12 protein-coding genes and 1 pseudogene are annotated in these 14,879 nt (G+C 42.8%); 8 read left to right on the forward strand and 5 right to left on the reverse strand.

What is annotated here, in order from left to right:
* Positions 1 to 121: 121 nt before the first annotated feature.
* From ACR5KR_RS12535 to ACR5KR_RS12545, 3 genes are all read right to left on the reverse strand, one after another.
* Positions 122 to 1,141, reverse strand: coding sequence for an ABC transporter ATP-binding protein (locus ACR5KR_RS12535; protein WP_448266744.1), 1,020 nt, complete (start codon positions 1,139 to 1,141; stop codon positions 122 to 124).
* 135 nt (positions 1,142 to 1,276) lie between these two features.
* Positions 1,277 to 2,257 (reverse strand): choice-of-anchor A family protein, encoded by a 981-nt coding sequence (locus ACR5KR_RS12540; protein WP_448266745.1) that lies wholly within the window; start codon positions 2,255 to 2,257, stop codon positions 1,277 to 1,279.
* A 195-nt stretch (positions 2,258 to 2,452) separates the two neighbouring features.
* Positions 2,453 to 3,922, reverse strand: coding sequence for an aminotransferase class I/II-fold pyridoxal phosphate-dependent enzyme (locus ACR5KR_RS12545; protein ID WP_448266746.1), 1,470 nt, complete (start codon positions 3,920 to 3,922; stop codon positions 2,453 to 2,455).
* Between the two features lie 442 nt (positions 3,923 to 4,364).
* Here ACR5KR_RS12545 and ACR5KR_RS12550 point away from each other — a divergent pair, with 442 nt between their 5' ends.
* Positions 4,365 to 5,072: a M15 family metallopeptidase gene (locus ACR5KR_RS12550; RefSeq protein ID WP_448266747.1), complete on the forward strand. Its 708-nt coding sequence runs from the start codon at positions 4,365 to 4,367 to the stop codon at positions 5,070 to 5,072.
* Between the two features lie 205 nt (positions 5,073 to 5,277).
* On the opposite strand, the gene ACR5KR_RS12555 is transcribed toward ACR5KR_RS12550, so the two are convergent.
* On the reverse strand, positions 5,278 to 5,751 hold the full coding sequence (locus ACR5KR_RS12555; protein ID WP_448266748.1) for a TspO/MBR family protein: 474 nt from the start codon (positions 5,749 to 5,751) through the stop codon (positions 5,278 to 5,280).
* Between the two features lie 90 nt (positions 5,752 to 5,841).
* A complete protein-coding gene (locus ACR5KR_RS12560; protein WP_322701606.1) occupies positions 5,842 to 6,315 on the reverse strand; it encodes a TspO/MBR family protein in 474 nt (157 codons plus the stop codon).
* Between the two features lie 162 nt (positions 6,316 to 6,477).
* On the opposite strand from ACR5KR_RS12560, the pseudogene aroH reads away from it, so the two are divergent.
* The 7 genes and pseudogenes from aroH to ACR5KR_RS12595 form a co-directional block, all read left to right on the forward strand.
* Positions 6,478 to 6,751: pseudogene (gene aroH / locus ACR5KR_RS12565) on the forward strand (chorismate mutase); the annotation flags it as partial.
* A 99-nt stretch (positions 6,752 to 6,850) separates the two neighbouring features.
* On the forward strand, positions 6,851 to 7,351 hold the full coding sequence (locus ACR5KR_RS12570) for a DUF6756 family protein (protein ID WP_448266749.1): 501 nt from the start codon (positions 6,851 to 6,853) through the stop codon (positions 7,349 to 7,351).
* Positions 7,352 to 7,481: 130 nt separating this feature from the next.
* The gene (locus tag ACR5KR_RS12575) at positions 7,482 to 7,712 is read left to right on the forward strand and encodes an addiction module protein (protein ID WP_448266750.1); all 231 of its coding nucleotides are present in this window, start codon (positions 7,482 to 7,484) and stop codon (positions 7,710 to 7,712) included.
* Entirely contained in the window at positions 7,709 to 8,008 is a 300-nt protein-coding gene (locus ACR5KR_RS12580; protein ID WP_448266751.1) for a type II toxin-antitoxin system RelE/ParE family toxin, read from the forward strand. Before ACR5KR_RS12575 ends, ACR5KR_RS12580 begins: the two co-directional genes overlap by 4 nt.
* Positions 8,009 to 8,265: 257 nt before the next feature.
* Positions 8,266 to 10,989 (forward strand): CHAT domain-containing protein, encoded by a 2,724-nt coding sequence (locus tag ACR5KR_RS12585; protein ID WP_448270181.1) that lies wholly within the window; start codon positions 8,266 to 8,268, stop codon positions 10,987 to 10,989.
* Positions 10,990 to 11,301: 312 nt separating this feature from the next.
* Positions 11,302 to 12,270 (forward strand): DUF1822 family protein, encoded by a 969-nt coding sequence (locus ACR5KR_RS12590; protein WP_445626245.1) that lies wholly within the window; start codon positions 11,302 to 11,304, stop codon positions 12,268 to 12,270.
* A gap of 161 nt (positions 12,271 to 12,431) precedes the next feature.
* On the forward strand, positions 12,432 to 14,825 hold the full coding sequence (locus ACR5KR_RS12595; RefSeq protein ID WP_448266752.1) for a CHASE2 domain-containing protein: 2,394 nt from the start codon (positions 12,432 to 12,434) through the stop codon (positions 14,823 to 14,825).
* Positions 14,826 to 14,879 lie beyond the last annotated feature (54 nt).

A 14,879-nucleotide genomic window follows, 5' to 3' on the forward strand; every position in this document is an offset into this window, starting at 1 on the left:
TTTTGGATTTTTGATTTTGGATTTTAGATTGGGGATTGGGATTAGGGGAGAGGTTACAGGTGACAAGGAATAATCTGTACCCTGTAACCTGTCACCTATTCCCTTCTTCACTCCCCATTCTCTATCTCATATTCTGCTTCTTCTCAGCTTTGGGATCGCGGGTAGCTACGGCTGCGAGTTCTGCATCCAACAAGGTGCGTCCTGTGGCAGCGAGATAAACGTCATCGAGGCTGGGGCGAGATTGGGCGATGCCAAATATGGGCAAGCCAGCGGTATTCAGCGCTTGCTGTATGTTAATGAGAACATCATTTTGAGGTGTCACTACCAAGTTGAGTGAATTACCTTGAGCGCTGTTGATGATGATTTCTTGGACAAAAGGCAAAGGTTTCAGGAGGTTTTTGGCTTTTTCAGCTTCCTCAATCGGGGAAAACTCGCGGATTCGCAAGGTGATGCGATCGCCCCCTACTCGATCTTTCAATTGCGAAGGTGTATCACTAGCAATGACAACGCCGCGATCTATAATTGCCACGCGATCGGCTAAAGCGTCAATTTCTTCTAAGTAATGGCTGGTAATTACTACCGTCGTCCCAGAAGCGCGTAATTTTCTCAGGAAATCCCATACCACAAAACGGGTTTCTATGTCAAGCCCTACAGTTGGCTCGTCCAATACCAGAACATCCGGTGCATGGAGCAATCCAGCAGCCAAGTCTAGGCGCTTGCGTAAACCGCCTGAGTATGTACCTGTCTTTTTATTGGCGTATTCTTGCAAACCGAGTAAATCTAATACTGTCTCAATTCGCTGTTTGGCTACTGCGCCTGGAAGGTGATAAAGTGCTGCTTGCAATTGCAGCAGTTCTTTTCCAGTCAACACCTTATCTATAGCGACTTCTTGAGCTACGTAGCCTAGTCGTTGTCTTGCGACTCTGGGATTATCTAACACAGAGATGCCAGATACTTCGATAATGCCTGCATCCGGTGTGGTCAGCGTACACAAAGCACGTAAGGTAGTAGTTTTCCCAGCACCGTTGGGGCCAAGCAAACCAAAAATTTCTCCTTGTTCTACCTGAAAAGAAACATCCTGAACGGCAACCACTGTACCGTAGCGCTTTTGCAAATTTTGAATGAAAACGGCGGGAGCCATGACAGCCGATCCCCAACTATACAAATCTCAATAAAGTCTATCCTTATTGTAGAAGGTAGAGAGCAAGGAAATAGCGCATGAGCGAAAATCTGTAAACAAATTCGCTTCATGCGCTATGCTGCCAAAAATTTTTAATTATTCTAAACAAATTGCTCGATTGCGTTTGTAGCGAAACAAACCAAATACTACAGAAACTAATCCTAAACCTGGAAGATTTGCAGGCTCTGGAACCCTACGAATGGGAGGCTTAGGCGGAGTGTAGTACCTAATTGGGACATCTGGCAGATCGCCATTAAATAGATAGTTGTGAGACTCGCCATTTCCTGTCAAAGAAGCTACTACTACATTGCCGTTAATTTGACCATTATTGAAATTGAAATTCGCCAAAGGCGCAAGGATACTACCTTGGATGCCAATTCCACTAGCAGTTATATTTGTCGCTTCATAAAAGTTGTAGATTACCTTTTGTTTATCTGCGCCAATGATATTAAACCCAAAGTTTTGCAGTGACACATCCTTACCGCTGATATTGACAACGATAGTTGAATTTGCGTCTCCTTTAATTTCAAAATAGTTGGTCTTGGAGACAGATGAGCCTGCAAGATTAAAAACATTGAAAGCGGTACCACTGCCACTAAGGTTAATAGCACCCCAAGGTTGAACTGTTGTGTTACCAGTAGGAGTCAAGGTTGCCAAATATTCAGATAACCCTCGCAGTTGTTTCCCTGCTTCATTGAAGTCGATGGGATTACCCTGGCTGAGAGTTCCTTGGGGAAATCCCACATTGCTGGATACATTGGCGCTGCCTCCATAGACAGCATTTCCGTGGTAGACTTGACCGTTGCTTAAAGTTAAATTCTGTCCAGCGACTACTACGTTGCCGCTATTGCCAGAAAGTCTGCTTCCAAGTCCGCCGACGAAATTGATGTTACCGCCAGCAGCAACTTTTCCTTCGATATCTGTATATTTTTGAAAGATATCTCCCAAAACAAATACATTGTAATCAGAGGCAGCGCCTAACTCAACTGCATTCGCTCTTGCTGAAAAACCCAGCGCTAAAGTGACTACAATCGGAGCTGCTACTTGCCCCCAAATATAATAGGTTTTTGATTTCATCTTCTAGTTTAGGAATCATCAAGATGATCCTATGAGTATAAATCAAAGATTGCACTAGTTAGCTAGCTATTTTATTGAAGTTTCACACTGGTAAAACTACTGTATATTTTTCCCTAAATCTATTTGAAAAGCCGCACATTTACTATTGACTTCATGAATTAAATGTCTATGAATCAGAATTCAGGAGTTATAAAGTTATTTCACAACTTTCAAAGTTTTGAGGCTAATGTCATTACAACCACTGATAAATCCACCCATAGCCTGGATTTGTTGTAGGTATTCAAGAACAGATTTGGTGATGGCTTCTCCTGGCATTAACACAGGAATTCCTGGGGGATAGGGACAGACGATTTCAGCACAGATGCGTTTATTGGTTTGTGTCAAAGGTAGTATTTCACTGACAGCAAAAAAAGCTTCGCGGGGAGAAAGTTGTAAAGCATAATCTAGGGTTCTGTCTAGATTTAGCCAAACCTGGTTTTTAACAGTCAAGTTGCTTCGGCAATATTCTTTGGCGAGGGTGGTGAAACCTTGCACTAATTGTTCAATATCGGCTGAGGTGTTGCCCAAACTAATGATAAAGGTGAGATGTTGTAATGAGGCGAATTCAGCAGTAACGGCAAATTTTTCATCCAAAATTTCATCTGCTTCAAATCCAGTTAAACCTAAACTAGAAACAGTGACAGTTAGTCGCGTTTTGTCTAAAGCTACAAAGCCAGGAGATTCCCCCAACTGAGGCATTTCCAAAACTGATAATCCCGGAACTTGACTGATTTTTGTTCTAGCTTCCTCACCAAGTTGCAAAGTGCGAGACATCAGCATTTTTCCGTGGAGTGCCATTTGCTGACGCGCTGCATCTAAAGAAGCTAAAAGTAAATAACTAGGACTAGTAGATTGTAAGAGTTGCAAAGCTTTACTGATGCGATCGCCATTTATCCTATCACCCTGGATATGCAGCATCGATGCCTGTGTCATCGCACCGAGTACCTTGTGGATGGATTGTACAGTTAAATCAGCACCTGCGGCTAAAGCTGGAGTGGGTAATTCGGGATGAAAGGCAAAGTGTGCGCCGTGGGCCTCATCTACAAGTAGAGGGACATTATATTGATGTGTAATATTGGCGATCGCACTCAAATCTCCACAAACACCGTAATATGTTGGATAAACTACCAACACTGCTTTCGCATCTGGATGTTGTTGGAGTGCAGATTGTACAGCATTGGGCGTGATGCTGTGGGCAATATCTAAAACTGGATCGTATTCAGGATTAAGAAAAATTGGTATTGCACCAGAGAGAATTAAACCTGCGATCGCCGAAGAATGCACATTACGAGGCAGAATGATTTTATCGCCTGTGCCACAGGTAGCGAGAATTGCCGCTTCAATTCCACAGGTAGAACCATTGACAAGGAACCATGTTTGCGAAGCACCAAACGCCTCAGCCGCCAGTTGTTGTGCTTCTTGAATAACGCCTTGGGGTGCAAAGAGATTATCTAAATCTGCTAATTCTGTTAAATCAGCGCGAAAGACGGCTTTACCAAGTAAATCGGCCAAAGGTTGAGAAATTCCCTCACCTAGTTTATGTCCTGGAGTGTAAAAAGGTGCATGAGGTCTTGCTGCATTAGCTTTTAAGGCATCTAATAAAGGTATTTGGTTTTGATTGAGCATTTTTGAGAAAACAAACCGTTAATGATAGAATCTTAAGTCTGCTAGGGCATATTGAGCACTCCAAAATAACCAGGACTTACGCAAAAATTGCCGAAAAGCTTAATTTATCGAACCGCCAAGACGCCAAGAACGCCAAGAATTCGTAGAGTGTGCGTAAGTCCTAATAACAAATGAGTACTCCGAAATAGCAAATGAGTACTCCGAAATAGCAAATGAGTACTCCGAAATAACAAATGCGAACGCCAAAATAACAAATGCGAACGCCAAAATAACAAATGAGTACTCCGAAATAACAAATGAGTACCCCGAAATAACAAATTGTTCAGGGTTGAGAAAAATTGGTATTGCACGCAGAGCCGCAAAGAACACAGAGGAAGAAGAGAATCGTTACGCACAATGCTATGCTTGCGTTAAAATCCGTAAGTCCTATGTAGCTGACTAGATGAGACCTTATCATCAAATCCCGATTTTTGAGTGTGGTGAACCGCTAATCAAGATTCCTTTAGAATTGTTTGCGGTGGAATCTCCCCATCCTTATGAAAAGTTAGGTGCGCCTTATGGCGATCGCTCTCCTTATTATCTCCGTCAAAGCGTCATTGAAAATTTGATTCAAGCGCAAAATTACCTGGAATTGTTGCGTCCGAAATGGCGAATTCAAATTTTTGATGCCTATCGCCCAGTAGCAGTCCAACAGTTTATGGTAGATTACAGCTTCGCCCAAGCAGTACGAGAAAGAGGACTGATTGAAGTAGACTTATCAGCAAACCAGCGCCAAGAGATTTGGGAAGCGGTTTATGCAATTTGGGCTGCACCGAGTTTAGATGAAAAAACTCCGCCTCCTCACAGTACAGGTGCGGCGGTGGATGTGACGCTGGTAGATGATACTGGCGAAATAGTGAATATGGGTTCGCCGATTGATGAAATGTCAGAGCGATCGCATCCCGATTATTATGCCAATAGCGATCGCTCAGAAACGCAAAAGTATCATACTCATCGTCAACTATTGCGAGATGTAATGTTAAAAGCCGGCTTTCAACGCAATCCTAGAGAATGGTGGCATTTTTCTGTCGGCGATCAAATGTGGGCTTGGCTGAAGAATCAATCTAATCCAGCCAATCCTACCACAGCACGTTATGGTCGGCTTGTATAGATGCGTTATTACAAAAGAATTCAGGAGTCAGAATTCAGAATTCAGAATTGAATTGGAGTCTAACTGGCAGACTTGCTCAATCTAATGCTGAATAAATGGTGATACTAAATGCGAAATCTTTCTTACGGAATCCATAAGGAATAAATAAGCGTTCATCCTACACTTTCTTCTTCTGACTACTGAATTCAGACTACTGAATACTTCTTCATGCATCTTGAGGATTCAATTCTTTTAACTCATCAGTGGTGTAAGTACCAATGGGAGTCCAAACTAGATAAGGAAGGAGTAACAGCGCCGCCACTAGAGAAATCGGCAAAACGCAGATTGCCAAAACAACGCCTGAAATCAAACCGATTAGCCCAAGAACTTCCCCAATTTTGAGGCTGCGAAACCTCAACATTGTAGGTATATAGGCGACGGTGATAATTTCCACCAAAAGGTACAAAGCCATTATTAGCCAAGTAATTAGGCTTCCGGGATTTTTTTCCCAGACAATATAAGCTGAAGCCGCACCGCAAATAAAAATCACAGTCCAGATAACCGGAATCAGCGGCTCAAAAACTAACCAGCGAGGGCGACTTAGATTTGCAAACCATTTAACATCACGCGGCGTGATGAAGAAACTACCAAGGGCGACTAAGAAAGTTACAGCCCCAATTATTATCCAAGATGGAATCATAATGCACTCAAGCTTTGTGTATTTTGTCAATTCATACACTGCAAGTGTGACAATTTAGGCTATATGTTTAATCATTCTCTGGTGCGATTCTTAGGCATCTTGAGGATTGAGACTCATCATCTGCCAAGTGGTATAAGTACCAATGGGACTCCAGAGTAAATAAGGAACTAGTAATAGGGCTGCCCAACCAGAAAAACCTAAGACTGCAAGTATCAATAAAACATCAATAATCAAACCTGTGCCACCGAGAATTGTACCCACTTTCAGACTGCGAAGCTTAAACATTACAGGCGTATAGGCAATGGTAACAATTTCTAATAGCAGATATAAACCCATGATTAACCAAGTTGAGGTGCTTCCTGGGTCTTTTTCCCAGACAATATAAGCTGACCAAGCACCGCAAATAAATATTACAGTCCAAATAATCGGAATTGCGCCCTCAAAAGTTAGCCATCTCGGTCGTTGTAAACGCTTGAACCATTGGCGATCGCTAGGCGTAATCACGTTCGCGGCTAAAGCAACCAAGAAAGCCACGCCCCCAATCACCATCCAAGATTTAATCATGCCCGTTAGTCCTTTACAAGCGCTATTTATCGGTTAATATCACTCTTTATAGTGTGATTTTGTCAATTTAATTGCTAATTACTCATCATCCCTGAGTTTGAACCCTTCACATCATTTGGCTGGATTTTAAATTCTGGGCATTGGGAATGGCACAAAAAGTACTTTTTAGTGACACGCGATTTGGATGCTATTTTTCCAGATGCGATTGCTAGAGCGCGTCCTGCCTGTTGGGATAATGTAGTAATGTTTGGATGTGCAGCAAATACACGTAGAAGGTAGCTTAAAGCCCTGCATTCGGTTCTTAATCCACGCCTATCTGCCAGCTTTTGCCTCAATTCATCATATCTATTTACGCAACGTCGCTAGCTTGCGTCCCGACTGGAGTTTGCCTCAGCTTTTACAAGCATCACAGCCAGTAGTGAAGTCAAAAGTGTAAAATACTCATATTAATAAATAGAAGCGAACTTGCTAAGAACGCCAAGGAAACGGATCGTCATCATTTATAGAGAATTGGTATTAGAGCAATGTAGATTTTATGACTCAACGCTTAGATTTCAGAGTAGATATTGAAGAAGCCATAAAAACGCTAAACCTTTCTTGTAATGATTTCAGGTTAGTTAGCCTTCATGAATACGAACAGATATTGGTGTCAATTCTTGAGCGATTCACAAGCTTGGGTAAAAAAGGACTAAATTATCCCTGGTGGTGGGGTTCATTCAAAGAACCATCTTGCTCAATTCATCTCGAATATGCACCCGATGTTTTGAAAGAACTTGTACCTTTAGAAGAGACAGTGTGGTTTGTGGCTGAAGACTGGAAAAGAACTAAACAGCATGGTAATTTTTGGCTCTATGAGGGTGAGATCGAGGTAATTGCCGACTTAATAGGAGAAATGTATGGATTTGAATATTACATAGTCTCGAAAAAGTTTGAGTGGCTACTGGGTGAAAATCGTCACGGGGTATTGATTGGTGTTGGGCAGTCTATGACTGAAAAGATACAATACTTAAAATCAAATCGTGAAAACGTCAGATAGGTTCAGCATTTTAAACCGATGCGTTAGCATTGTGCGTAAAAGATACTGCTGGTATAGCACTTAATCTGCTGACTCAGCACCCATTCGAGAACTGGGAACACGCTTATAGACCGCAAGGAGATCATACACTATGACTGAAACGGTAGAGAAACTTAGGCTTGAACTTTCTCAGCTATCCATAGAAGAGCGTGCAGAGCTTGCTTACTTTTTGATCCATTCTTTAGACAAAGAAGTGGATAAAGATATAGACCTTGCTTGGGATATTGAGTTAACACAAAGGTTGGAAGATATTAGTAGTGGAATAGTTTCTGGTGAACAGTCAGATAAGGTATTCACTGAACTGCGAGACAAGTATTCGTGAAGCCGATCGTTATCCACACCAAAGCACGAGAAGAGTTAGATAATTCAGTCGGCTACTACGAGAAGCAAAAAGCAGGTCTAGGGCTAGATTTTTTATCTGAAGTGGAACAGTCTATTAGCAAGATTCAGCAAAACTCGAACATAGGAGCGCCGTATAAAATTGTAGGGCTGCGTCGTTATGTGATTCAGCATTTTCCTTATCTCATTTTCTATGCAGAATTTGAAGAGTTTATCTGGATTGTTGCAATAGCACATAGCAAGCGCAGACCTGATTATTGGAGAAGGCGATTTCAGTGAGTGTTTGATTAAGGTTAGCGATCGCTTTTTAACTACAACAGATTGCATGATGAGGTAGAGATAATCGTCGGGGCACAATATGTTGTGCCCCTACCCGCGTACTTCATTTACTTTGCTAATCAAGTTTCACAGCGATCGCCATAAATAAGAAAATTGTGGAAGCTCAAAGGATGAGGAATGGGGATGGTAACATTAGCCTGTTAGCTTAATAGTTCATCCTATGTGTTCGTGGTTATCACCTACCTCTCGTCATGCTTATGGCTAAAACAACTAGGATTTTTAGCGCAAATTCTCTAAAGTTTAAAAGCAGGGGTCGAGAAACGGCAAGGAGGCGCTGGCTCACTCCTCTAATTCACTTTTTACGTTTGCCTTTGTACTTCCTGGTCGCTTTGCTATGCATTGTCGGTTCACCAGTGCTAGCAAAAGTTCCTGGCTCTATCAATTCTTTATCCCAACTGCCAATAAATAGTACAATATCGCAGGCTGTGCCCACTGATGCCGCCTCACTCTTACAGCAGGGCGAAGTTTTATACATTAATGGCAACTTTACCAAAGCTGTAGAAGTTTTACAACAGGCTGTCCAAATATATAAACAGCAAGGGGAGAGCCTTGGACTAGCAGTCACATTGGGTAATCTTTCCCTAGCTTACCAGCAACTTGGTGCATGGAGTCAGGCGCAGCAGGCAATTACAGAAAGCTTAAATTTACTCCAAGAACCGGATAAAAACCAAAATTTGCAAATATTTGCCCAATCATTAGATATTCAAGGTCGTCTGCAATTGACAATGGGAAAGTCCGAGGCGGCTTTGGCAACTTGGCAGCAGACAGAAGAAATTTACAAACAAGCAGATAATCAAAGTGGCGTGGTGCGATCGCTAATCAATCAAGCACAAGCGTGGCGCACCCAAGGATTTTACCCGCGAGCGATCAAAACCCTCGATCGAATCAGTCAGACGTTAAAATCTCAACCAGATTCTCTAGAAAAGACAGTGAGTTTGCGATCGCTCGGTGATGCCCTTTTGGTATTGGGCGATTTGAAAAAGTCACGCCAAGCGCTAGAAGAAAGTCTGATAATTGCTCAAAATCTCCAATCAAGCGCTGATATTGGGGCTAGTCTGTTCAGCTTGGGGAATAATGCCCGCAAACAAAATCAAAAGGAACAGGCGATCGCCTATTATCAAAAAACAGTCGCAGTATCTCCCTCACCCCTCACAAAAGTTCAAGCACAACTCAATCACCTGGGACTACTGATTAAAGATAAAGAATGGGCAAAGGTTCAAACTCTTTTGCCGTTGATTGAGTCCCACCTCAAGCAACTTCCCCTCAGCCGTGCGAGTATTTACGCTCAGGTTAACTTTTCACAAAGTTTGGCAAAAGTCAAGAGTGGTGTATTACAAGCATCGAGTCAGAGTTTTTACTCAGGATCGAGTACAAAAGATTCAGCAAAATTACTCGCTAGTGCCATTCAGCAATCCCGTAGTTTAGGTGACAAGCGGGCAGAGGCTTATGCTCTAAAGAGTTTAGGCAGCTTGTACGAAGAAACCAGACAGTTGTCAGAAGCGCAAGACCTGACTCGGCAAGGATTAGCTTTGGCACAGAGTAGCAATGCACCAGAAATTACCTATAGCTTGGAGTGGCAGTTAGGTAGATTGCTTTGGGCACAAAAAGATATTAATGGTGCGATCGCGGCTTATGATGCTGCTGTAAACACTCTTGAGTCTCTGCGGAGAGATTTAGTAGTCAATAAAGATGTAGTGAACCAGGATGTGCAATTTGATTTCCGGGACAGTGTAGAACCTGTCTACCGCCAGTCAGTAGAGTTACTGCTGCAATCTCAAAAAGGAAAACCAAATGAAGAAATATTGGATAAAGCACGCCAGCGAATTGAAGCACTCCAACTAGCAGAATTAGACGACTTCTTTCAGGAAGCTTGTCTGCAAGGTCAGAAAGTAGCCCTCGATCGAGTAGTAGATAAAGATAATTCCAAGGCTGCCATTCTTTATCCAATTATTCTTCGTGACGAACTCCAGGTAATTGTCAAAATTCCTCAACAACCTTTGGAAAGCTACAGTACCAAAATTTCCCAAAGAGAAGTAGAGCAACTCTTAATAAAACTGCGAAGAAATCTTGTCGATCCAACTGCTACTAAGATCGTCCAAACCCAATCGCAAGAAGTTTACAGCTGGCTGCTTAAACCCATTGAGTCACAATTGCAACAAAGTGGCGTCGATACGTTAGTGTTCGTCCTAGATGGGCCATTACGCAATTTACCAATGGCAGCTCTCTACGATGGTAAACAATATTTAGTAGAGAAATATGCGATCGCCCTCAGCGTTGGTCTACAACTTCTCGACCCGAAACCGCTAATTAAACAGCAGCTCAGAGCGCTAACCGCAGGACTGACTATGCCGCCGCCAGGATTTCCCAAGTTTGCACCATTGCTGGCGATCAAATCTGAATTTGACGGTATTGCCAAAGCAGGAGTTTCGACAACCAGCCTATTGGATGGAGATTTTAAGAAAAAGAATTTGGAAAGTGAAATTGACGCTGCTTCATTCAACATAGTGCATTTGGCAACCCACGGTCAGTTTAGTTCCCGCCTCGAAGACACTTTTATTTTAGATTTCGATGGTCAGATCAATGTCAAAGATTTTGATACTCTCTTCCACAGCCAGAATAAAACCGTAGTAGAATTATTGGTTTTGAGTGCTTGCCAGACAGCAACAGGAGACAGCCGTGCAGCACTCGGTCTAGCAGGAGCAGCTGTCCGAGCTGGGGCGCGTAGTACCATCGCTTCCCTGTGGCAAATTGATGATGAATCAACAGCGATGTTTGTTAGTGCCTTCTATCGAGAACTCAAAAGTGGCAAAATCACCAAAGCCGAAGCAGTCCATCGTGCCCAACTACAACTGCTGAAACATCCCAATTACAGAGCGCCAAGCTTTTGGTCTGCCTATGTTTTGATTGGCAATTGGTTGTGATTTGAGGGGCCGATCTTTGTAAGCGATCGCTCAAATTGTCCGCTCAAAATTTGGCAAACTATCTGCTAGTTGATAAGCCGCTTTTAGCAGCTTTAAGCTATTTTATCGAGGTATAAATACTCAAAATATCTATCTCTCAGATGATTTCAATATACAATCTTTTAATCGTATGGGATATTTTTACCTAATCCCCAGTCCCCAATTCTCTTTTTCCAGTATTCAGTTTTTTTTTCCAGTGTTCAGTTTTGTGGCATAAATTTATTGAATGCGGGTGATATATACATAGCAGCATTGAACCCTAGAAATTGACTTATGAATAACTCCACCTATCAGCTAGATGATTTCGCTTTAACATTGCCGATTTCCCAAACAGCTCGCATAACTGCCCAGCAATTTGCTAACCAGCAACCAAATCTTGAAAAAGCAGAGCAAGTCCGGCTGAATACTTTAGCTGTATGGGTGGTGAATGACTACTTGCAGATGATGGATATTCCTACCGATCTTCATGCTAGTGACAGTTGGAACCCAATTGTGCGCCTTTGTGGGGATGTCGCTGATTTAGAACTGCCCTCAATTGGCCGTCTGGAGTGTCGCCCTGTCCGTTTGCATCAGCAAATATGTTTTATTCCTCCAGAAACTTGGGAAGAACGGGTGGGTTATTTAATAGTTCAATTTGATGAATCGCTCGAAGAAGCAAGGCTGCTTGGTTTTGTCCCTAGTGTGGCAACTGAAACAGTTCCTTTAGCGCAACTGCAACCATTGGAAGCGTTTATTGACCACATCTGGGAACTGCGTCAATCCCCACTTAATTCATTAGTAAATTTGAGTCAATGGTTTGCTGGTATATTTGAGACTGGTTGGGAAACTATTGAATCGCTGTGGAACGTGCCGGAACTCATGCCAACTTATGCCTTTCGCAGTATTGAAACTTTGGAATTAGATACCCTCAAACAACCAGAATCAATTACTAAACGGGCAAAAGTGATTGATTTAGGTATCCAAATCTACAACCAACCTGTGATGTTGATTGTGGAAATCAGTCCCGAAAAAGATCGACAAACTAGTATTCATCTCCAATTGCACGCCACTGGAAATCAAATTTACTTGCCACCAGGAGTTCATCTCACTGTTATAGATAGTTCAGGAGCAATATTTCTTGACGCTCAATCTAGAAAATCAGACAACTACATTCAATTGCAGTTTCGTGGTGAACCTAGAGAGCAATTTAGTGTTAGGGTAGCCTTGGATAATACCAGTATTACCGAATATTTCCGAATTTGAAATATGTAACTATCTTCCTTGTTTGTCGGTAATTTATTAAGTGATAATTCATTAATTGAAAATTAAAAATTAAAAATCCAAGCTAGCTTTTGGAGACTTGTGAAGCTTGCGATCGGACATGAGAACAGGGCACGATCTTGCATGGGGAAATAGCGACGGTTATGGGTAAATTAGTGGCGATCAAATTTGGAGAGGGTAGTTTTGAGCAGGGGTTTGCTGTCACCCTCCAAATTGGTGAAGAACACGAGCGTGCTACAACCGAAATCACCGGGAGGCTCCCTTCATTCCCGGAAATGCCGCTCTATTATAGTCATTGGCAGTCTAGTTATCGGCAAATAGGCAATCGTTATCGCCTCCATGCTGACAAAATGCAGGTGACGAATGTATCAATGGTGCAAGACTGCGAAAACGCTTCTCATATTTTGCGCGCACGCTTTAATACCTGGCTGCGAGCAGAGGAGTTTCGCCCGTTGAGGGAAAAATGGTTAGAAAAATTATCATCCAGCGACGAAGTACGGGTAATTCTGCAAACAGAAAATAGCCAATTGCAGCTATTACCTTGGCATCTTTGGGACTTGTTAGAACGCTATCCCAAAGCTGAAATTGCCCTTTCTTCACCATCCTACGATCGCATTCACAAGCCACGCACTCTCAATCAATTAGTCAATATTTTGGCAATTGTCGGCAATAGTAAAGGGATTGACACCCAAGCCGATCGAGCTTTACTGCAACAGTGTAGTAACGCAAAGGTGAGCTTTTTGGTAGAACCACAACGTAAGGACTTGACTGAGCATCTCTGGGGAAAAAACTGGGATATTCTCTTCTTTGCCGGACACAGTTCCAGTCAAGGAAATGGCGAAAGCGGACGAATTTATCTGAATAGAACTGATAGTCTTACCATTGGCGAGTTAAAGTACGCTCTCAAAAAAGCCATTGAAAATGGTTTGCAATTAGCTATATTCAACTCCTGTGATGGATTGGGATTGGCGCGAGAATTAGCTGATTTGCAAATTCCTCAAATAATTGTCATGCGCGAACCCGTCCCAGACCAGGTTGCCAAGGAGTTTTTAAAATATTTTCTCCAAGGCTTTGCCGGTGGCGAGTCTTTATATCAAGCGGTACGCCAAGCGCGGGAACGCTTGCAAGGACTTGAAGATAGATTTCCTTGTGCGACTTGGCTACCAGTAATTTGCCAAAATCCGGCGCAGATACCACCGACTTGGGATGAATTAAGGTCTACAAAATCTGAAGATGAAGAGCCAGCAAATTTACCTTTGTCTAACAGACGCAAATTTAAGAGAATTGTATTATCCAGCTTGGCAGTTACAGCTTTGGTTTTTGGCGTGAGATTGGTGGGATTGCTAGAAAATCCAGAGATTCAAGCCTATGACCTAATGATGCGATCGCGCCCCGCCGAAGGACTCGATCCCCGACTGTTAATTATTACAATTGACGATGAGGATTTAGCAATTCAAAGACAAAATGGCGAGTCCTTAATTGGAGCTTCTATTTCTGAAAAATCTCTGAATAAACTCTTAGCAAAACTGAATCAATACCAACCCCGCGCGATCGGCTTGGATGTCTACCGTGATTTTCAGGCCAAAGAGCCAGATTTAATTACTCGTCTCCAGCAAACTCAGAACTTGGTTGGCGTATGCAAGGGAAGCGATCGCACAGGAAATATCAAAGGCATTAAGCCGCCACCAGAAATCCCTCCAGCAAATCTGGGATTCAGTGACTTTATTCACGATCGCGATGGAGTTATTCGTCGGCATCTTCTGTTCATGAATCAAGAGACGACATCATCGTGTTTTACTCCATATTCCTTCAGTTTACAACTAGCATCCCTTTATCTGCGCCCTTTAGGAATTCAAACAAAGTTCACCCCTGAAGGAAATTTGCAGTTGGGTAAGACTATTTTTGAGAATCTGAAGTCTCGTACTGGTGGCTATCAAGGTATCGATGCTAATGGCGGTCAAATCTTACTCAACTATCGTTCTTCAAAAGAAATAGCCGAACAGGTAACGCTAACGCAATTTTTATCTGGTCCGGTTAACCCTAACGCCATCAAAAACCGGATTGTTTTGATTGGTGTGACTGCAAAGGGGGATTCTCCAGACACTTGGTCTACACCTTATGGCATTCCTTTAGATGAGCAAATGCCAGGAGTACTAGTACAAGCTCACATGGTCAGCCAGATCCTTGGTGCAGTTCAGGATGGACGGCCGTTGCTGCGCGCTTGGTCATTGTGGGCTGAGGTCGTCTGGATTTGGGGATGGTCTTTGATTGGGGGAGTGTTAGCTTGGCGCAGACTTTCATTACCCTGGTTGGCGTTGGCAATGGGTGTTGCTTCTAGCGTTTTGTATGTACTTTGCTTTGGTCTGTTCATTTCGGGTGCTTGGGTGCCTTTCGTACCGTCGGCTTTATCGTTAGTAGCTATGGGGGTTTTGATGTCAATTTATAATAATTCAAAAACAAAAGTCCGGGCGGGGAATGGGGAAGAAGCAAGGGAGCAGGGGGCAGGGGGCAAGGGAGCAGGGGAGAAGTTGCAGTAAGTTTTTTCCCTTTGCCCCTGTGCCTCTTGTGCCCAATATAAAATCTAAAATCTA

It is taken from the genome of Nostoc sp. DSM 114159 (assembly GCF_053470285.1).